Raw genomic sequence first — 19,538 nt, 5'->3', positions numbered from 1 at the left:
CCCGAAGGAGAAGCAGATGGCGACCGACGGCGTCCGCGAGGTGGAGCACGAGATCACCGTGGCCGCCCCCGCGGCCCAGGTGTACGACCTCATCGCCCAGGTGGAGAACTGGCCCCGGCTGTTCCCGCCGACCGTGTACGTCGACCACGTCGACAAGGGCGAGACCGAGGAGCGCATCCGCATCTGGGCCACCGCCAACGGCGAGATCAAGAACTGGACGTCGCGGCGGCGGCTCGACCGCGAACGGCTGCGCATCGAGTTCCGCCAGGAGGTGTCCAGCCCGCCGGTGGCGTCCATGGGCGGCACCTGGATCATCGAGCCGCTGGCGGCGGACACGTCCCGGGTGCGGCTGCTGCACGACTACCGCGCGGTGGACGACGACCCCGAGAAGCTGGCCTGGATCGACCGGGCCGTCGACCGCAACAGCACCTCCGAGCTGGCCGCGCTGAAGGCCAACGCCGAGCTGGTCACCGGCGACCGGGACGTCCTGCTGTCGTTCGAGGACACCGTCGAGATCGACGGGTCCGCCAAGGACGTGTACGACTTCCTCAACGAGGCGGACCTGTGGAAGGAGCGGCTGCCGCACGTCGCCGAGGTCCGGCTGACCGAGGAGACGCCGGGCCTGCAGGTGCTGCGGATGGACACCCGCACCAAGGACGGCTCCACCCACACCACCGAGTCGGTCCGGGTGTGCTTCCCGCACCACAAGATCGTCTACAAGCAGCTGGTGCTGCCCGCGCTGATGAACCTGCACACCGGCTACTGGCTGCTGACCGAGCACGACGGCGGCGTCACCGCGACGTCCCAGCACACGGTGATCATCAACACCGACAACATCACCAAGGTGCTCGGCGAGGACGCCGACCTGGACAGGGCCCGCACCTTCGTGCGCACCGCGCTCAGCGGCAACAGCTCCGCGACCCTCCGCCACGCCAAGGAGTACGCCGAGAGCCGCCGCTGACCCGCCGGCCCCGCCCGTCGAACCCACCCCGTTCACCCGCCCCGCCGTCGCGGCGCCGCCGGGACGGCACCCCATGCAAGAGGAGGACGATGGACACCCAGGTCATCATCGTGGGCGCGGGCCCGGTCGGGCTCATGCTCGCGGGCGAGCTGCGGCTCGGCGGGGCGGAGGCGGTGGTGCTGGAGCGGCTGCCCGCGCCCACCACCGAGTCGCGCGCCTCGACCCTGCACGCCCGCACGATGGAGATCTTCGCCCAGCGCGGGCTGCTGGAGCGGCTCGGCGGGCCGCCGCCGAACGACCTGCGGGGCCACTTCGGCGGCATCCCGCTCGACTTCTCCGGGCTGCGCACGCCGTACCCGGGGCAGTGGAAGGTCCAGCAGACCCGCACCGAGGAACTGCTCGGCGGGTGGGCCGCCGAGCTGGGCGCGGACGTGCGGCGCGGGTACGAGGTGCGGGCGCTGACCCAGGCCGCCGACCACGTCGAGGTCGAGGCCGACGGGCCGGACGGAACCGTCCGGCTGCGCGCGCGGTTCGTCGTCGGCTGCGACGGCGAGGAGAGCACCGTGCGGCGGCTGGGCGGTTTCGCGTTCCCCGGCGAGGACGCGGGCCGGGAGCTGCTGCGGGCCGACGTGGACGGGATCGAGGTGCCGAACCGGCGCTTCGAGCGGCTCCCGGACGGCCTGGCGATCGCGGCGCGGCGGCCGGACGGCGTGACCCGGGTGATGGTGCACGAGTTCGGCCGCCCCGCCGCCGCCCGCGCCGGCGCCCCCGACTTCGCCGAGGTCGTCAAGGTGTGGGAGCGGGTCACCGGCGAGGACATCGGGCACGGCACGCCGATCTGGGTGAACGCCTTCGGCGACGCGGCCCGCCAGGCGAGCGAGTACCGGCGCGGCCGGGTGCTGCTGGCGGGCGACGCCGCGCACCGGCAGCTTCCGGCCGGCGGGCAGGCGCTCAACCTGGGGCTGCAGGACGCGGTGAACCTCGGCTGGAAGCTGGCCGCCGTGGTGACCGGCCGCGCGGCCGACCCGCTGCTGGACACCTACCACGAGGAACGGCACGCGGTCGGCCGCCGGGTGCTCGGCAACATCCGCGCGCAGGCGCGGATCCTGCTCGGCGGGCCCGAGGTCGAGCCGCTGCGCGCGGTGCTCGGCGAGCTGATCGACTACCCCCGGGTGCGGGACCGGCTGGCCTCGACGATCAGCGGCCTGGACGTCCGCTACGCGACGGGACCCGGCGACCACCCGCTGCTGGGCGTCCGCGTCCCGCCCGACGAGCTGGGCGCGGGAAGCGAGGCCCTGCGGGCCGCGCGCGGCCTGCTCCTGCATCCCGAACCGCCGGACGGCCCCGGCCCGCACGACCGCGTGGACGTGGTGCGCGCCATCGGCCGCTCCGAGGCCGTCCTCGTGCGCCCGGACGGCTACGTCGCCTGGGTCGCCGGCACCGGCACCGGCCTGGACGCGGCGGTGCGCCGCTGGTTCGGCGACCCCCGGTGATCCGGCGTCGCCCCACCGCGCTCGCCGCGCTGGCCGCCCTGGCGCTGGTGCTCTCGTCGGCCGGGTGCGGCGCCCGGCAGGCGGCGGCCGACACGCTCGTGTTCGCCGTGGACGACGAACCGCTCGTGCTCGACCCGCACGCCAGCCCGCAGGACTCGGCGGCGCTGTTCACCCGGCCCGTCCTGGACTCCCTGGTCTCGCTCGGCCCGGACGGGCGGGTCGAACCGTGGCTCGCCACCGCCTGGTCGGTGTCCCCCGACCGGCGCACCTACACCTTCACGCTGCGCGAGGACGTGCGGTTCAGCGACGGCACGCGCTTCGACGCGGCGGCGGTGAAGGCCAACCTCGACCACATCGCCGACCCGAAGACGCAGTCGCGGCTCGCCGCCCACTACATGGAGCCGTACACCGGCAGCACGGTGGTGGACGCGCGGACGGTCAAGGTCCACTTCGCCGAGCCGCACGCGCCGTTCCTCGCCGCGCTGTCGGAGGCGTTCTTCGGGATGCAGTCGCCCGCGTCGCTGCGGCGCGGCCCCGACGTGCTGGCGCGCCACGTCGTCGGGTCGGGGCCGTTCGTCATCGAGCGGTTCGTCCCGCACCAGGAGATCGTGTACCGGCGCAACCCCGACTACCGCTGGGGGCCGGCCGCCGCCCGGCACACCGGCCCCGCCCGGCTGGCCAGGTTGAAGTTCACGATCCTGACCGAGGACTCGGTGCGGCTCGGCGCGCTCACCAGCGGCCAGGCCGACGCGATCGCGAGCGTCCCGCCGGTCACCGTCCGCCGCGTGCGCGCGAACCCGCGGCTGCGGGTGGAGACACGTCCCGCGCCCGGCGGCGTGTACATGTACCTCCCGAACGTCGGCCGGGGCGTCTTCACCGACAGGCGCGTCCGCGAGGCGTTCCGCATCGGCATCGACCACCCGACCATCGTGCGGCGGCTGTACTTCGGGCTGTTCAGCCCGGCGTTCAGCCCGCTCGGCACCAGCACGCCCGGGTACGACCCGGGCACCCGGGCCCGGTGGCGGTTCGACCGGGCGGCCGCCGGGCGGCTCCTGGACGAGGCCGGGTGGACCGGACGCGACCGGCAGGGCTACCGCACCAGGAACGGGCGGCGGCTGGTCGTCCGATGGCCGTTCCAGCGCGGCACCGCCCGCGAGCAGCGCGCCGAACTGGCCGAGCTGGTGCAGTCGGAGGCCCGCAAGATCGGCATCGACCTGCGGGTCGGCAACGTGTCGCAGGCGGAGTACTTCCCCCTGTACGGCTCCGGCGACTACGACCTGGTCGACTACGTCGGCCGGCGCATCGACGGGGACATGCTGCGCAACCTCTTCGCCACCTCGTTCATCTCCACGCCCGGAAAGTTCGGCCAGAACGGTGCGCGCTACTCCGACCGGCAGGTGGACGGGTGGCTCGCCGCCGCCCTGGCCACCGACGACCGGGCCGAACGGGCCGACCTCTACGCCAGGGTGCAGCGCAAGGTGATGGACGAGTCCGTGGCCTTCCCGGTGTACGAGCCCGCCTACGTGCTGGGCGCGTCGAAGACGGTGCACGGCATCGGCTGGTCCCCGCTGGCGTATCCGACCTTCTACGAGGCGTGGGTGAGCGAGCGGTGAAGGCGTTGTGGACACACTGGACGAGCCCCCGGTTCCGGGTGGCGCGCGCGGTGCTGGTCCGGCTGGGCACCTCGGTCCTGGTGCTGTGGGGCGCGGTGACGGTCGCGTTCGTCGCGCTGCACCTCACCCCGGGCTCGGTCGAGCAGGCGCTCGTCGGCCCGAACACGATCACCCCGCAGGCGCGTGCCGAGCTGGTCGCCGAGTACGGCCTGGACGAGCCGCTGCTCGTCCAGTACGGCAGGCTCGTCGGCCGGATGGCGCGCGGCGATCTCGGCCAGTCCTACCAGCTGCACGAGCCGGTCGCGGACGCGCTGGGCTCGCAGCTCGGCCCGTCGCTCCAGCTGGCCGGGGCCGCGATGGCGCTGGCCGTCGTCGCCTCGCTGACGCTGGCGCTGCTCACGGCCGGGCGCGGCCGCTGGATCCGCGGGCTGTCGTCCGGAATCGAGCTGGTCGGGGTGTCGATCCCCACGTTCTGGACGGCGATCGTGCTGCTGACGGTGTTCTCGTTCCAGCGCGGCTGGTTCCCGGCGGCGGGCGCGGACGGCGGCGCGGCGCTGGTGCTGCCCGCGGTCGCGGTGGCCGTCCCGCTGACGGCGCTGCTGACGCAGCTGCTGCGCGACAGCCTGGAGCTGGCGCTGGACGAGCCGTTCGTGCTGACCGCGCGGGCGCGCGGGCTGTCGGACCTGGCGGTGCGGATGCGGCACGCGCTGCGGCACGCCCTGCTGCCGGCGCTGACCCTGGCCGGATGGATGTTCGGCGCGCTGGTCGGCGCGCTGGTCGTGGTTGAGGAGATCTTCGCGCGGCCGGGGCTGGGCCGCCTGGTGCTCACCGCCGTCGAAGGGAAGGACCTGCCCGTGGTGATGGGGGCGGTGCTCGTCACCGCGGTGCTGTACGTCGCGGTCAACATCGTGCTCGACCTGCTGTATCTCGTGGTCGACCCGCGGCTGCGAGGTGCCCGGTGACCGCCGCGGTCACCGCCGAGGCCGTCCGGGCGCGGCGGGCGCCGGCGCGGCCCGGCCTGTGGGCGGCGGCGCTGTTCCTGGGGCTGGTCGTGCTGGCGGCGCTCGCGCCGGGGCTGTTCACCGACGGTTCGGCCGTCGACGGGGATCCGGCGGCGGCGCTGATGCCGCCCGGCGCGGACCACGTCTTCGGCACCGACGCCAACGGCCGCGATGTGTTCGTCCGCATCGTGCACGGGGCGCGTCCGTCGCTGCTGGTGGGGCTGGGCGCGACCGCGCTGGCGGTGGCGGGCGGCACGGCACTGGGGCTGGTCGCGGCGCTCGGCGGGCGGTGGCTGGACGAGCTGGTCATGCGGCTGGTCGACGTGGTGCTGTCGCTGCCCAGCCTGCTGCTGGCGCTGGTGGTGCTGGTGATGGCCGGGCCCGGAACGCTCAACTCGGTCTGCGCGGTCGCGGTGGCCACCATGCCGGTGTACGCGCGGCTGGTGCGGGTGCGGGCGATGGTCGTGCGCGGGTCCGGCTACGTCGAGGCCGCCACCGCGCTGGGCCTGCCGCGCGCGGTGGTCGTCGTACGGCACGTGCTGCCGAACGTGCTGGCGCCGCTGCTGGTGCTGGCCACCATCGAGGTCGGGACCGCGCTGGTCGCGGTGGCGTCGCTGGGGTTCCTCGGCTTCGGCCCGCAGCCGCCCGCGCCCGAGTGGGGCGCGATGCTCGCCGCCGGCCGCGACTACACGGCGGTGGCCTGGTGGGTGGCGGTCTTCCCCGGGCTGGCGATCACCCTGACGGTGCTGTCGATCACGGTCGTCGGCCGCGCGCTGCGGCGGCGGGGCGAAGGGAGGGACGCGTGAGCGATCCCCTGGTGGAGGTCGCCGGGCTGTCGGTCGCGTTCGGCGCGACGCGGGCCGTGCGGGACGTGTCGTTCGCCGTCCACCCCGGCGAGTGCGTGGCGATCGTGGGGGAGTCCGGGTCCGGCAAGAGCGTCACCGCCCGCTCCCTCATCGGCCTGGCGGGCGAGGGCGCCGACGTGCGCGCGACCACGCTGCGCGTCGACGGCCGGGACGCGCGGACGTTCGGCGACCGGCAGTGGCGCGCGGTGCGCGGCGCGCGGATCGGCTTCGTCCTGCAGGACGCGCTGGTGTCGCTGGACCCGCTGCGCCCCGTCGGCCGCGAGATCGCCGAGGCGCTGCGGCTGCACCGGACCGTGCCCCGCGCCGAGGTCGGCGCGCGGGTGGTCGAGCTGCTGCGCGACGTCGGCGTGCCCGAGCCCGAGGCGCGGGCCGGGCAGCGTCCGCACGAGCTGTCCGGCGGCCTGCGCCAGCGGGCCCTCATCGCCTCGGCGATCGCGTGCGCGCCCGCCCTGCTCATCGCCGACGAGCCCACCACCGCGCTCGACGTCACCGTCCAGGCGCAGATCCTGGACCTGCTGGCCGCCCGCAAACGGGACGGGATGGCGCTGCTGCTCATCAGCCACGACCTCGGGGTGGTGGCGCGGATCGCCGACCGCGTCCTGGTGATGAAGGACGGCGTGATCGTCGAGGAGGGGCCCGCCGAGCGGGTGCTGACCCGGCCGGAGCATCCCTACACCGCCATGCTGCGCGAGGCGGCCGATCCCCGGCCCGCACGCCCCGCCACGAAGATCGGCGCACCGGTCGTCCAGGCGCGCAACCTGGTGAAGTCGTACGGGGCCCGCCGGGCGGCCGACGACGTCTCGTTCGAGCTGCGCGAGGGCGAGACGCTCGGGCTGGTGGGAGAGTCGGGCTCCGGCAAGACCACCCTCGGCCGCCTGGCGCTCGACCTGCTGCGTCCCGACTCGGGCGAGGTGCTGATCGAGGGGCGGCCGTGGCGGGAGATGTCCGCGCGGGACCGCCGTGCCGTCCGCAGCCGCATCCAGGTCGTCTACCAGGACCCGCTCGGCTCCTTCGACCCGCGGTTCGACGTCCGCCGCATCCTGGACGAGGCGATCGCGGTGAGCGGACTGCCCCGTCCCGCCCGCCGCGACCGCGCCGTGGAACTGCTGGAGCAGGTCGGCCTGGACGCCGGGCTGCTGGACCGCCGTCCGGCGCGGCTGTCGGGCGGGCAGCGCCAGCGGGTGGCGATCGCCCGGGCGCTGGCCACCCGCCCGAAGGTCATCGTGTGCGACGAGCCCGTCTCCGCGCTGGACGTCTCGGTGCAGGCCCAGGTGCTGGACCTGCTGGCCCGGCTGCGCGCGGAGCTGGGCCTGTCCTACCTGTTCATCTCCCACCACCTCGGCGTCATCCGGCAGGTCAGCGACCGGGTGGCGGTGCTGAAGGACGGGCGGATCGTCGAGGTCGGCGAGGTCGAGCGGGTGTTCACCGCGCCCCGCACGGACTACACGAGGCGGTTGCTGGCCGCGATACCGCGCCTGCCGGGGGAACCGGGCGCGCCGGAGGACCAGGGAGGGAACCATGGCACCGACCACGACGGCGGCCGCGTCCGTTCGGCCGATCACGGTTGACGCCGGGGCGGCGCGGCTGTCCGGCCTGCTCGCCGCGCCGCCGGAGGGGCCGCCGCGCGCGGCCCTCGTCGCGCTGCACGGCGGCGGGATGCGCGCCCGGTACTTCCACGGCGAGGTGGAGCCGGGCCAGTCGCTGCTGGAGCACGCCGCCGCACACGGGTACCTGGCGGTCGCGCTGGACCGTCCCGGGTACGGCCTGTCCGCCCGCACGCTGCCCGACGGCACCGGCCTGACCGAACAGGTACGGCTGGTGCGCGCCGCGCTGACCGACCTGGCCGGCCGTCACGACATCGGCGCGGGCATCGTCCTGCTCGGCCACTCGCTCGGCGGGAAGGTCGCGCTCCTGGTCGCGGCCGAGGACGACCGCGTGCGCGCGGTGGACGTGTCAGGGGTCAGCCACCGCTGGGCGGCGGACCCGGAACAGACGAGGGACGCCGGAGGATTCGGCGCGCACCGGCTGCACTGGGGGCCGCTCGGCCTGTACCCGCCGGGCACCTTCCAGTTCGCGCGGAACCTGGCCGGGCCGCTCCCGCCGCGCGAGGCGGCGGACGTGCCGAGCTGGCCCGGCCGGTACGACGCGCTGGCGGGCCGCGTCCGGGTGCCGGTGCGGCTCACCTTCGCCGAACACGAACGCTGGTGGCGGCACGACGAGGACACGCTGCGGGACATGACCGCGCGCCTGTCCTCGCCGGCGGTGCGGGTCGAACGGCTGGCGGACACCGGCCACAACATCAGCCTCAGCCGGGTCGCCCGCACCTACCACGCACGCGCGCTGGCGTTCTTCGACTCCTGCCTGAACGCGTCCGGGACGCCGGCGGAAGGGGGTTAGAACAAAGGGCTCAGCGGAAGTCGGCCTGGTGCTCGCGGGCCCACTCCAGGAACGAGCGCGGCGGACGGCCCGTGACGTCCAGCACCGTGGACCGCGGCTTCCAGATCTCGCGCTGCTCCTCGGGCGTGAAGCTGGGGATCGGCTCGCCCTCGGAGTACGGCGCCAGGCCGAGCAGGAACGGGGCCATCTGCGCGACCCAGCCGCCCTGTTCGGTCAGGATGCGCAGCGTCTCCTCCGGCGGGGTCGGCTCGAACCGGACCGGGGTGCCGATGGCCTCGCCGATCAGCTCCGCCTGCCGCCGCTGGGTGAGGATCTCCGGCCCGGTCACCTCGTGCACGGCCGGGGGCGCGCCGTCGGCGAGCAGCGCGGCGGCGGCCACGGCGGCGATGTCCCGCTCGTGCACCGGGTTGCTGATCTCGTCGGGGTCGGGGAACCGCACCGTCCGGTCCTTGCGGATCATCGGGCCCCACAGGTCGGTCTTGTTGGCGGCGAAGTCGTTGGGCCGGACGAACGCGTGCTCCAGCCCCGACGCCTCGACCGCCTGCTCGACCGGCAGGTGCCGGTCGGTGTCGGTGCCGAGGGACACCGCGCGCGACGACAGCACGACGATCCTGCGCACGCCCGCCTCGCGGGCCAGCTCGACCACCTCGGCCGCGGTCGGGGCGTGCGGATACAGGTAGAGGCGTTCGACCCCGGCGAGGGCCGGGCGCAGCGACTCGGGGGCCGCCAGGTCGCCCTGGAACACCCGCAGGTCGCGCGGCAGGCCCGGGGCCTCGGGGTCGCGGCTGGTCGCCCGCACGTCCTCGCCCGCGGCGCGCAGCTCCGCGACGACGTGCCGGCCGACCTTGCCCGTGGCCCCGGTCACCAACGTGGTCATCAGGTGGTAGTCCCTTCCGCTCTCAGCCGCTCAGCGTTTCTCAACCGCGCCGCAGGCCCGCGTGGTGCACGTACCGCTGGCCCAGCGCGCTCTTGACCTTCGACAGCCCCCCGGCCCGGCGCAGCACGTCCTGCCGCAGGTCGCTCTCCAGGAACTCCTCGTGCGCGGCGGCCGACGCCCACTGGGCGTACTGGAACACCCGCCGCCCCTCCAGGCTGAGGAAATGGTGGCTGGAGATCCAGCCGGGCAGCGCCCCCTTCCGCACGACCGCCTCCTCCATCGCGTCGTACACCGCGTCCGACCACAGCTGGGCCGACTCGGTGTCGGCCATCTCGAACTCGGCGATGAAGATGCAGCCGGGCTCGGCGTCGGCGCCGCCGGCGGGCTCCTGGGTCGGCACCGAGGTCGGCAGGTCGCGTCGGAACGTTCCCCGGTAGAGCCGGTGCACGACGGGCTCGGGACGCGGCACGTCCGCGATGTCGGGCGGTTCGGGCGCGGCGGCCGCGAAGCGCTCGTAGTCCTCGGCGGCCCGCCACTGCGACACGACGACGACCGCGCTGTCCTCGGTGCTCAGCTTCTCCTCGCCCTGGGGCTTCTCGGTGGTGCTGACGAAGGTGTCGGCCGACAGCAGCCCGTCCGGCAGGGGCCCGGCCTCCCACGCCGCGAACACCGTGTCGGCCACCTCACGCTGGCGGGCGGGGTCGGGGACGGCCCAGTGGCTCACCACCGTGACACCCGACGGCGCGAGCGTGACATCGAAGGGACGGGGTGCGGCGAGCCGCATGACGCCTCCAAAATGAATTCACCACGAGTGTGGCCAAAGGGAAATATTTCTCCGACTGGACAAAATAGGGCGTCCTGCTTCGAGAGACAAGGCGCCTACCTGCGGGTAAGCTCCAAACCCAAAAGAAAGAATTGAGGTGGGCGCGATGGAGGCCGAGTTGGAACGTGTGGTGACCCGGAGCCGGCAGGGCCCGTTCGTCGACGACTGTCCGAGCCGCGTGGTGCTCAACCACGTGGCGAACCGGTGGGGGACGCTGATCGTCACCTCACTGCACCAGGGCCCGATGCGCTTCCACCAGCTCCGCGACAACATCGGCGGCATCAGCGAGAAGATGCTGTCGCAGAACCTGCGGCTGCTGATCCGCGACGGCCTGATCGACCGGACCGTGGAGTCCAGCACGCCGCCCCGCGTCTCCTACGCGCTGACCCCGCTCGGCCGGGAGCTGGCCTCGCTGCTGCGCACGCTGATCGACTGGATCACCTGCCGCACCGACGACATCGTCGCCGCCCAGCAGCGCTACGACCGCGCCGCGGGCGACTCCGCCTGAACGCATGCGACGGCCCACCGGTCCGGCCTGGAGCCGGACCGATGGGCCGGTGTCGGATGCGCGGGCGTACGAACCCGCGCGTGCGGCCGCCGCGTGTGCGGCCGTCGTATGCGCGGCCGGACGTGCGGACGAGCCGCGCCGGGAGTGCGGGCGGTCAGCGCTCCGGACGGAACGCGTCGGCGTGGTCGGCGACCCACTCGGCGAACGTCCGGGCGGGCCGTCCGGTGACGCGTTCGATCGTGTCCGCGTGCACCGTCAGCTCGGCGCCGACCGACTCGCGCATGTAGCCGAGCACGCCCTCCAGCAGGTCGGCGGGCACGTGCGGGCTCATCAGCTCGCGCGCCTGCTCGTGCGTGAGCTCGACGAACCCGAGCTCCCGGCCGGTCACCTCGGAGATGATCCGCAACTGCTCGACCTGCGTGAGCACCTGCGGGCCGGTGATCTCGTACGCCTTCCCCGCGTGCCCGCCGTCCAGCAGCGCGGCGACCGCGACCGCGGCGATGTCGTCCTCGTGGACGGGCACCCGCCGCGACTCGCCGTAGGGGGCCCGGGCCACGCCCTCGGCGCGGATCGCCGGCCCCCACCGCCACAGCACGTTGCCCGCGAACTCGCCGGGCCGCACGTGCGTCCACTCGAAGCTCCCGGCCTCCACGGCACGTTCCACCGCGCGGTGGTGGTCCTTGGTGGCGTTGGCCTGGACCTCGTCGCCGGCGGTCAGCGACGAGAGCACCGCCACCCGGCGCACCCCGGCCTTCTCCGCGATCCGCACGACCTCCTCGACGGTGTCGGGCACCGGGAACAGGTAGAGCCCGTCCGCGCCGTCGATGGCCGGGCGCACCGTGTCGGGCCGGGTCAGGTCGCCGGCGAACACCTCGACCGCCTCCGGCAGCCGCGCCCGGGCCGGGTCGCGGGTGAGCGCCCGGACGGCGACGCCGCGCGCCAGCAGGCGGTCGACGACGTGCCGCCCGACCGAGCCGGTGGCGCCGGTCACCAGGACCGTGGTGATGGTCGACATCTCAGTCCTCTTCCGCGTCGGTTTGCTCGGGCGGTCGGTCAGCGGCGGTAGGGACGCCGCTCCTTGGCCTCCCGCAGCGCCAGCGCCCACCACACGAGCTGGTCGAGCAGGACCTTGGCGGCCTGCTCGCAGCCCTCCGGCTCCAGCGGCCGCCCGTCGGCGCCGAACCGCTCGCGGTGGTTGTGGAAGCTGACCGTCTCGCGGACGGTCACCGCGTGCAGCTCGGCGAAGACCAGGCGGAGCGCCTCCACCGCGCGCAGGCCGCCGGCCATTCCGCCGTAGGAGACGAAACCGACCGGCTTGGCCTGCCACTCCTCCATGAACCAGTCGATGAAGTGTTTCAGGGAGGCCGGGAAGCTGTGATTGTACTCAGGCGTAATGATGATGTAACCGTCCGCAGCGGCCAGCCGCTCGGCGATCGCGTCCGCCTCCGGCGGCCGGTCCCGCATGTCGTACTCGGGCAGCCGCGCGGGCAGGGTGACGTCCGCCAGGTCGAGCGGCTCGACGGTGACGTCGGGGCAGGCCTCGGCCTGCTCCGCGAACCAGCGGGCCACGGTGGGGCCGAACCGTCCGGTCCGCACGCTGCCGGTGACGACGACGAGGTGGACGGGGCGTTGCGCCATGTCTGTCACTTCCGTTCCGGACGCGGGCCGGTCAGCCCAGCAGCGTGCCGCCGGACGCGTCGACGAACGCGCCGGTGGTCCAGCCGCCGTCGGGACCGGCGAGGAACGCCACCACGCCCGCGATCTCCTCGGCGGTGCCGACCCGCTTGAACGCCGACAGCTGGGACATCTGCTCGCGCGCCTCGGGGATCGAGAACACCGGGCTGCCGTTGTCGGTGATGCCCGGCGCGACGGTGTTGATGGTGATCCCGCGCGGCGCCAGGTGCCGGGCGTAGTGCAGCGTGATCTGCTCCAGCGCGCCCTTGGTCATCGAGTACGCCAGCTGCTCGGGCACGGCGAACCGGGTCAGGCCCGAGGAGATGTTGATGATCCGGCCGCCCTCCGGCACGATCGTCAGCGCCCGCTGGGTGATGAACAGCGGCGCCCTGGCGTTGACCGCGAACAGCCGGTCGAACGCCTCGGGCGTGATGTCCTCCGGGGCCAGCCCGGCGGCGGTCTGCTCGCCCGCGTTGTTGACCAGGATGTCCAGCTCGTACCGGTCGGTGTGCTCGGCCAGCCCGGCGCGCAGCCGGTCGAACAGCGTGTCCACGTCACCGGGGACGCCCAGCTCCGCCTGCACGGTGAAGGCCGAGCCGCCCGACTCGACGATGCCCGCCACGGTCTTCTCGGCGGCCTCGGAGTTGCTCGCGTAGTGCACGGCGACCAGCGCGCCGTCCCTGGCCAGCCGCTCGGCGATCGCCTTGCCGATGCCGCGGCTCGCCCCGGTGACCAGTGCGATCTTGTTGTCGAGAACTCCCATGTCTTCCTCCTGCCATCGAGTGCCATCGGGTGCCGAAGGGGCCGGCGCGTGCCGGCGAGGGGTCGGCGCGGCGGGTGCCGAGGCGCCGTCGAGCCGCGGCCGGACGTCCGTGCGCACGGCGAGCCGGGCCCCCGGCGATGGCGGGGGCCTGGACGGAAGCTGTGCGTGGCGGACGCGCGAGGACGGTGCGGAGGCGCGCATCCTGGCCTGCCTCGGCCCGCGTGCGAGAGGGGCCGGGGACGTGACGGCGTGGCGGGACGCGACGTGCGCCTGGTGGAACGGCGGGCGGACCACCGCCGGGTCGTCACCGGCGGTGTCGTGGGCATACCTCACCCGCGCCTCGAAAGCGTGACATGTCCGCGCGGGCGGCGTCAACAGCGGTCGGCACAAGATCGTCTGAACGTCCACGGAAGGGCAAAGCTTACTGCTCGAAAGGCGCTAACTAAAAGGTATGTTCTTTCATTGAGTGCGCTCGTTTCCTACAGTGGGGGCATGAGAATCGAAGTCTTCTCGGACATGGTCTGCCCCTGGTGCTACATCGGAAAGCGCCGGTTGTCGATCGCGCTCGACCAGGTCGGCGCCAAGCCCGAGCTGGTCTGGCGCGCGTTCCAGCTCGACCCGTCCTACCCGTCCAACGTCACCTGGACGCTCTCCGAGGCGCACGCCAACCGCTACGGCATCCACGGGGAGGAGGACAAGCGCCGGCAGAAGCTCGTCACCGACCTGGCGGCCCAGGTCGGCATCGGCTACCGGCTGGACCGCGCCATCATGGCCAACACCGTCGACGCGCACCGGCTGGTCAAGCACGGCCACGCGCACGGGAAGGGCACCGAGACGGCCGAGGCGCTGATGCGCGCGTTCGCCGTCGAGGGCCGTGACATCGGCGACCTCGACACGCTCAACGAGATCGCCGGCGAGCAGGGGCTGCCCCCGCTGGAGCCCGGCGCCTACACCGACGAGGTCAACGCCGACCTCGCCCTCGCGGCCCGGTACGGCGTCGTCGGGGTGCCCACCCTCATCGTCGACGAGAAGTACATGCTGGTCTCGCCCGAGATCCAGGACCTGTCCCGCTTCCTGCAGCAGCACGCCGGGTGAGGCCGGTCCGACCGCAGTTCCGCACGGAGAGGAACGCCTCGTGACCTTCAAGGACATCCTCGTCACCCGCGGCCCCCGTCCCGGGGTCGGCCGCCGGGACGGCCAGGACTACGTCATCGAGAAGCACTCGGCGCTGGCCATGACGGTGCCCGCCATCCGCGACCTGTTCACCGGATACGTGATGTACCGGGTGCTCACGGCCGCGGACGGCGTGGACGCCGACGCGCTCCACCGGCGCGCCGACGACCTGCTCGTGGTGGTCGAGCACAGCTGCGACGACCGGGCGGGGTTCGAGGCGACCCTGGAGGACGCCGAGTACCTCGCCACGGTGCGGCCCGACGAGATCTACATGAGCACCGAGATCTTCTCCGTGCCGCCCACGGTGTACGAGGTCGCCGAGGAGACCGTGCTCGACGACGCCGGGGACGGCGCGTCCGGCGACGACGGCGACCTGGTGGTCATCGACTTCCTGCGCCGCCGTCCCGACGTGGACGCCGCCGGGTTCCGCGCCGCGCTCGCCGCGGAGGCCGAGTGGCTGGGCGCCGACGCGGACTACCGCGCGGTCGCCCGGCGGCGGGTGCACAACCTCGTCCAGGGCGGGGAGGGCTCGCTCAACCCGGGCGCGGCCGACCTGCACGACGCCATCGTCGCGACCACCGTGACCGACTTCACCGGACTGGCCGCGCTGTACGACCGGCTGCGGGCCAGGCAGGCCGAATACGTGGACGCCGACTCCAGCTTCTCCGCGCTCACCCGGCGCAAGGTCGTCGTGTGACCGCCTGACCTGCGTCGACGGCCGGGGCCCGGAAACGGGGCCCCGGCCTTTGACATGCCGGGGCGTTCACTGGCGCCTTGACTCCCGTGCGGCTGCGATGTCACACTTTTGCCCGCGGTTGAGCCATGCCCGAAAACGGGCGCTCCCGCTGATATCGCAGGTCTCTCGCTTACCGCAACCAGGGCGTCGCGTCGCCACCGCGCGTTCCGCCGCCCATCCGGCCTCCCGAGCCCTCCACCGGACGCCCCCGGGGCGCTCCGGCCTCCGGCGTGCCTCGGGCCGGCCTCCGCCCGCTCCTGGAAGGAACAACAGGTGACCGAGCAGAAGGAAACCGTTCCCGTCGTCGTGGTCGGCGCAGGCCCCGCGGGGCTCATGCTCGCCGGCGAACTGCGGCTGGCGGGCGTGGACGTCGTCGTCCTGGAACGCCTGGCCGAGCCCACCGGCGAGTCCCGGGGCCTGGGGTTCACCGCCCGCACCATGGAATCGTTCGACCAGCGCGGCCTGCTGCCCCGGCTCGGCGAGGTCGAGACCAGCAATGTCGGGCACTTCGCCGGCGTCCCGCTGGACTTCGGCGTACTGGAGGGCGCGCACTTCGGCGGCAAGAGCATTCCGCAGAGCCGCACCGAGGCGATGCTCGCCGGGTGGGTGGACGACCTCGGCGGCGACGTGCGCCGCGGCCACGAGGTGGTCGGCCTGTCCGACGACGGCGACGGCGTGGACGTCGAGGTCCGGGGGCCGGACGGTCCCCGGCGGCTGCGCGCCTCGTACCTGGTGGGCTGCGACGGCGGCCGCAGCACGGTGCGCAAGCTCGCCGGGTTCGACTTCCCCGGCACCGCCGCGACCGTGGAGATGTTCATCGCCGACGTCAAGGACGCCGACATCAAGCCGCGCTGGGCGGGCGAGCCCGTCCCCGGCGGCATGGTCCTGGCCGGCCCGCTCGGCGACGGCGTCACCCGCATCGTGGTGTGCGAGCGGGGACGGGCGCCGCGCAAGCGCACCGAGCCGCCGCCGTTCGCGGAGGTGGCCGCCGGCTGGCAGCGCCTGACCGGCGAGGACATCAGCGGCGGCACCGCCGTGTGGACCACCGCGTTCGGCGACGCCGCCCGGCAGGCCGCCCAGTACCGGCGCGGCCGGGTGCTGCTGGCGGGCGACGCCGCGCACATCCACCTGCCCGCCGGCGGGCAGGGCATGAACGTCAGCATCCAGGACTCGGTCAACCTCGGCTGGAAGCTGGCCGCGGTGGTGCGCGGCCAGGCCCCCGACGAGCTGCTGGACACCTACCACTCCGAACGGCACCCGGTGGGCGCGCGGCTGCTGATGAACACCCAGGCGCAGGGCCTGCTGTTCCTCACCGGCGAGAACACCGGCCCGCTGCGCGAGCTGCTCACCGAGCTGGCCGAGTACCCCGAGGTCGCGCGTCACCTGGTCGGCATGGTCAGCGGGCTGGAGATCCGCTACGACGTCGGCCCCGGCGACCATCCGCTGCTCGGCCGCCGCATGCCGCCGCAGGAGCTGGCCACCGAGTCCGGCAAGACCAGCACGACCGCGCTGCTGCACGCGGGACGCGGCGTGCTGCTCGACCTGGCCGACGACGCCGGTCTGCGGCGCGCCGCCGCGGGCTGGTCCGACCGGGTGGACGTGGTCACCGCCGAGCCCGCCGGCACCGACCTCGACCCGCCCGCCGACGCGGTCCTGATCCGCCCCGACGGCTACGTCGCCTGGACCTCCCCCGGCGCCGGCGACCTGCCCGACGCCCTCACCCGCTGGTTCGGCCCGGCCACCCCCTGACCCACTTCACACAAGCCCCGCCGCCCGTCCTCTACCGACAAGGAGCACAGGATGCACAGCACGTTGATCGTCGCGCGTATTCGTCCCGGCACGAGCGACGACGTCGCCAAGTTGTTCGCCGAGTTCGACGGGACGGAGATGCCGCACCGGATGGGCACCCGGCGGCGGCAGCTGTTCACCTTCCACGACCTGTACTTCCACCTGCAGGACTTCGACGACGAGCACGGCGGCGAGGCCATCGAGGAGGCCAAGACCCACCCGCTGTTCGTGAACATCAGCGAGAACCTCAAGCCCTTCATCCAGGCGTACGACCCGGAGACGTGGCGGTCGCCGAAGGACGCGATGGCGCAGCGCTTCTACCACTGGGAGGCACGATGACGAGGCGGGTCGCGATCACCGGGGTCGGTGTCACCGCCCCCGGCGGAATCGGTGTCAAGAACTTCTGGAACCTGCTCAGCGAGGGCCGCACCGCGACCCGGGGGATCACCTTCTTCGACCCGTCGCAGTTCCGGTCGCGGGTCGCGGCGGAGATCGACTTCGATCCGGAGGCGCACGGCCTCGGCCCGCAGGAGATCCGCCGCATGGACCGGGCCGCGCAGCTCGCCGTGGTGACCGCGCGGGAGGCGGTGACCGACAGCGGGCTGGAACCGGCCGAGCTGGACCCGTACCGCACCGGTGTCACCATCGGCAGCGCGGTCGGCGCCACCATGGGCCTGGACCGCGAGTACAACGTCGTCAGCGACGGCGGCCGCCTGGACCTGGTGGACCACCGGTACGCGGTGCCGCACCTGTACGACTACTTCGTGCCCAGCTCGTTCGCCGCCGAGGTCGCCTGGGCGGTGGGCGCCGAGGGCCCGACCACGGTGGTGTCCACCGGCTGCACGTCCGGGCTGGACTCGGTGGGCTACGCCACCGAGCTGATCCGGGAGGGCGCCGCCGACGTGATGATCGCGGGTGCGACCGACGCGCCGATCTCGCCGATCACGGTGGCCTGCTTCGACGCGATCAAGGCGACCACGCCGCGCAACGACGACGCCGAGCACGCGTCCCGGCCGTTCGACGGCACCCGCAACGGCTTCGTCCTCGGCGAGGGCTCGGCGGTGTTCGTGCTTGAGGAGCTGGAGCACGCGAAGGCCCGGCGGGCGCACGTGTACGCCGAGATCGCCGGGTTCGCCACCCGCTGCAACGCCTTCCACATGACCGGGCTGCGGCCCGACGGCCGGGAGATGGCCGAGGCCATCCGCATGGCGCTGCACGAGGCGCGGATGAACCCCGAGGACGTGGACTACATCAACGCGCACGGCTCGGGCACCAAGCAGAACGACCGCCACGAGACCGCCGCGTTCAAGCGCAGCCTGGGCGACCACGCCTACGCGACCCCGGTCAGCTCCATCAAGTCGATGATCGGTCACTCGCTGGGCGCCATCGGCTCGATCGAGATCGCCGCCTCCGTGCTGGCGATCGAGAACGACGTCGTCCCGCCGACGGCCAACCTGCGCACCCCCGACCCCGAATGCGACCTGGACTACGTGCCGATCACCGCCCGCGAGTGGAGGACGGACACGGTGCTCACCGTGGGCAGCGGATTCGGTGGCTTCCAGAGCGCGATGGTGCTGACCGCGAAGGAGAGGGAGGCGGCGTGAGCAGCGCTTCCGTGGTGGTGACCGGCCTCGGGGTCACGGCCCCCAACGGACTGGGCACCGAGGCTTTCTGGGACGCGACGCGCGCGGGACGCGGCGGCATCGGCCGGGTCCGCCGGTTCGACCCGGAGCGGTATCCGGCGCGGCTGGCGGGGGAGGTGCCCGGCTTCGTCGCCGAGGACCTGCTGCCCGCGCGGCTGCTGCCGCAGACCGACCACATGACCCGGCTCGCCCTGGTCGCGGCGGACTGGGCGCTGGAGGACGCCGGGGTGCGCCCCGGCGACGTTCCCGAGTTCGACATGGGCGTGACCACGGCCAGCTCCGCGGGCGGGTTCGAGTTCGGGCAGCGTGAGCTGCAGAACCTGTGGAGCAAGGGCGGTCAGTACGTCAGCGCGTTCCAGTCGTTCGCCTGGTTCTACGCGGTCAACACCGGCCAGATCTCCATCCGGCACGGGATGCGCGGCCCCAGCGGCGTGGTCGTCAGCGACCAGGCCGGCGGGCTGGACGCGATCGCGCAGGCGCGGCGGCAGATCCGCAAGGGCAGCAGGCTCATCATGTCCGGCGGGGTCGACGGGTCGATCTGCCCGTGGGGCTGGGTGGCCCAGCTCGCCGGCGGGCGGCTCAGCCTCCGCGACGACCCCGACCGTGCCTACCTGCCGTTCGACCCCGACGCGTGCGGGCACGTCGCGGGGGAGGGCGGGGCGCTGCTCGTCCTGGAGGACGCCGACGCGGCGCGCGAACGCGGCGCCGCGACGATCTACGGGGAGATCGCCGGGTACGGTGCCACGTTCGACCCGGCGCCGGGCAGCGGGCGTCCGCCCGGTCTGGAGCGCGCCATCCGGCTCGCGCTGGCCGACGCCGGCGCGGACCCGGAAGAGGTCGACGTGGTGTTCGCCGACGCCGCGGCCGTCCCCGAACTCGACCGGATCGAGGCGGACGCGATCAACGCGGTCTTCGGTCCGGGCGGGGTGCCGGTCACCGCGCCCAAGACGATGACCGGACGGCTCTACTCCGGGGCCGCCTCGCTGGACGTGGCGGCCGCACTGCTGTCCATCCGGGACGGCCTGATCCCGCCCACCACCAACGTCTCTCCGGCCGCCGAGTACGAACTCGACCTGGTGACGGGGCGGTCGCGCGCCGCCGCGGTGCGGGTGGCGCTGGTGCTCGCCCGGGGCCAGGGCGGGTTCAACTCGGCCGCGGTGGTGCGCGCGCCCTCGGCCGCCGCCCGGACGGCGGCCGCCGCCTGACGACTCGACCAGAGCAC

The 19,538-nt window shown here is 73.8% G+C and carries 19 protein-coding genes; 14 read left to right on the top strand and 5 right to left on the bottom strand.

The window, feature by feature from the left end; all coding sequences use genetic code 11:
* The first annotated feature begins 16 nt into the window (after window positions 1-16).
* The 7 genes from ABZ801_RS31225 (at window position 17) to ABZ801_RS31195 (ending at window position 8,331) form a co-directional block, all read left to right on the top strand.
* A complete protein-coding gene (locus ABZ801_RS31225) occupies window positions 17-961 on the top strand; it encodes an aromatase/cyclase (protein WP_344949592.1) in 945 nt (314 codons plus the stop codon).
* Between the two features lie 89 nt (window positions 962-1,050).
* The gene (locus ABZ801_RS31220) at window positions 1,051-2,454 is read left to right on the top strand and encodes an FAD-dependent monooxygenase (protein WP_360704637.1); all 1,404 of its coding nucleotides are present in this window, start codon (window positions 1,051-1,053) and stop codon (window positions 2,452-2,454) included.
* On the top strand, window positions 2,451-4,067 hold the full coding sequence (locus ABZ801_RS31215; RefSeq protein WP_360704634.1) for an ABC transporter substrate-binding protein: 1,617 nt from the start codon (window positions 2,451-2,453) through the stop codon (window positions 4,065-4,067). Before ABZ801_RS31220 ends, ABZ801_RS31215 begins: the two co-directional genes overlap by 4 nt.
* A complete protein-coding gene (locus ABZ801_RS31210; protein ID WP_344949582.1) occupies window positions 4,049-5,029 on the top strand; it encodes an ABC transporter permease in 981 nt (326 codons plus the stop codon). Before ABZ801_RS31215 ends, ABZ801_RS31210 begins: the two co-directional genes overlap by 19 nt.
* Window positions 5,026-5,874, top strand: a complete 849-nt coding sequence (locus ABZ801_RS31205; RefSeq protein WP_344949579.1) for an ABC transporter permease — start codon at window positions 5,026-5,028, stop codon at window positions 5,872-5,874. The genes ABZ801_RS31210 and ABZ801_RS31205 overlap by 4 nt, the downstream gene beginning before the upstream one ends.
* Window positions 5,871-7,502, top strand: coding sequence for an ABC transporter ATP-binding protein (locus ABZ801_RS31200; protein ID WP_360704629.1), 1,632 nt, complete (start codon window positions 5,871-5,873; stop codon window positions 7,500-7,502). The genes ABZ801_RS31205 and ABZ801_RS31200 overlap by 4 nt, the downstream gene beginning before the upstream one ends.
* On the top strand, window positions 7,453-8,331 hold the full coding sequence (locus ABZ801_RS31195) for an alpha/beta fold hydrolase (RefSeq protein WP_360704626.1): 879 nt from the start codon (window positions 7,453-7,455) through the stop codon (window positions 8,329-8,331). Before ABZ801_RS31200 ends, ABZ801_RS31195 begins: the two co-directional genes overlap by 50 nt.
* Window positions 8,332-8,341: 10 nt before the next feature.
* On the opposite strand, the gene ABZ801_RS31190 is transcribed toward ABZ801_RS31195, so the two are convergent.
* Complete coding sequence (locus tag ABZ801_RS31190; RefSeq protein ID WP_360704623.1) at window positions 8,342-9,208, bottom strand: NAD(P)H-binding protein; 867 nt, start codon at window positions 9,206-9,208, stop codon at window positions 8,342-8,344.
* Between the two features lie 40 nt (window positions 9,209-9,248).
* Window positions 9,249-9,992: a hypothetical protein gene (locus tag ABZ801_RS31185; protein WP_360704620.1), complete on the bottom strand. Its 744-nt coding sequence runs from the start codon at window positions 9,990-9,992 to the stop codon at window positions 9,249-9,251.
* Window positions 9,993-10,137: 145 nt separating this feature from the next.
* Here ABZ801_RS31185 and ABZ801_RS31180 point away from each other — a divergent pair, with 145 nt between their 5' ends.
* Window positions 10,138-10,539 carry a helix-turn-helix domain-containing protein gene (locus ABZ801_RS31180; protein WP_344949564.1) on the top strand — a complete coding sequence of 134 codons (402 nt, stop codon included), beginning with the start codon at window positions 10,138-10,140 and terminating at the stop codon, window positions 10,537-10,539.
* 154 nt (window positions 10,540-10,693) lie between these two features.
* Here the strand turns inward: ABZ801_RS31180 and ABZ801_RS31175 are convergent, their stop codons facing one another.
* Genes ABZ801_RS31175 through ABZ801_RS31165 form a run of 3 tightly spaced genes read right to left on the bottom strand, consistent with a single transcriptional unit; the run spans window position 10,694 to window position 12,976 of the window.
* Window positions 10,694-11,554 carry an NAD(P)H-binding protein gene (locus ABZ801_RS31175; RefSeq protein WP_360704616.1) on the bottom strand — a complete coding sequence of 287 codons (861 nt, stop codon included), beginning with the start codon at window positions 11,552-11,554 and terminating at the stop codon, window positions 10,694-10,696.
* Window positions 11,555-11,592: 38 nt separating this feature from the next.
* Window positions 11,593-12,177 (bottom strand): NAD(P)H-dependent oxidoreductase, encoded by a 585-nt coding sequence (locus tag ABZ801_RS31170; RefSeq protein WP_344949558.1) that lies wholly within the window; start codon window positions 12,175-12,177, stop codon window positions 11,593-11,595.
* 31 nt (window positions 12,178-12,208) lie between these two features.
* Window positions 12,209-12,976 carry an SDR family oxidoreductase gene (locus ABZ801_RS31165; RefSeq protein ID WP_360704613.1) on the bottom strand — a complete coding sequence of 256 codons (768 nt, stop codon included), beginning with the start codon at window positions 12,974-12,976 and terminating at the stop codon, window positions 12,209-12,211.
* A 492-nt stretch (window positions 12,977-13,468) separates the two neighbouring features.
* Between ABZ801_RS31165 and ABZ801_RS31160 the strand changes: the two genes are divergently transcribed.
* From ABZ801_RS31160 to ABZ801_RS31135, 6 genes are all read left to right on the top strand, one after another.
* Complete coding sequence (locus tag ABZ801_RS31160) at window positions 13,469-14,071, top strand: DsbA family oxidoreductase (protein WP_360704610.1); 603 nt, start codon at window positions 13,469-13,471, stop codon at window positions 14,069-14,071.
* A 40-nt stretch (window positions 14,072-14,111) separates the two neighbouring features.
* The gene (locus ABZ801_RS31155) at window positions 14,112-14,846 is read left to right on the top strand and encodes an EthD domain-containing protein (protein ID WP_360704607.1); all 735 of its coding nucleotides are present in this window, start codon (window positions 14,112-14,114) and stop codon (window positions 14,844-14,846) included.
* A gap of 312 nt (window positions 14,847-15,158) precedes the next feature.
* Window positions 15,159-16,634: an FAD-dependent monooxygenase gene (locus tag ABZ801_RS31150; protein WP_360704604.1), complete on the top strand. Its 1,476-nt coding sequence runs from the start codon at window positions 15,159-15,161 to the stop codon at window positions 16,632-16,634.
* A gap of 51 nt (window positions 16,635-16,685) precedes the next feature.
* On the top strand, window positions 16,686-17,012 hold the full coding sequence (locus ABZ801_RS31145; protein ID WP_344949543.1) for a TcmI family type II polyketide cyclase: 327 nt from the start codon (window positions 16,686-16,688) through the stop codon (window positions 17,010-17,012).
* Window positions 17,009-18,277, top strand: a complete 1,269-nt coding sequence (locus ABZ801_RS31140) for a beta-ketoacyl-[acyl-carrier-protein] synthase family protein (RefSeq protein WP_344949540.1) — start codon at window positions 17,009-17,011, stop codon at window positions 18,275-18,277. Before ABZ801_RS31145 ends, ABZ801_RS31140 begins: the two co-directional genes overlap by 4 nt.
* Window positions 18,274-19,521 (top strand): ketosynthase chain-length factor, encoded by a 1,248-nt coding sequence (locus tag ABZ801_RS31135; RefSeq protein WP_360704600.1) that lies wholly within the window; start codon window positions 18,274-18,276, stop codon window positions 19,519-19,521. The genes ABZ801_RS31140 and ABZ801_RS31135 overlap by 4 nt, the downstream gene beginning before the upstream one ends.
* Window positions 19,522-19,538 lie beyond the last annotated feature (17 nt).

The sequence above is a fragment of the Actinomadura sp. NPDC047616 genome (genome assembly GCF_040642915.1).
Classification (GTDB): domain Bacteria; phylum Actinomycetota; class Actinomycetes; order Streptosporangiales; family Streptosporangiaceae; genus Spirillospora; species Spirillospora miaoliensis.
This window is presented reverse-complemented; position numbering and strand designations above follow the sequence as displayed.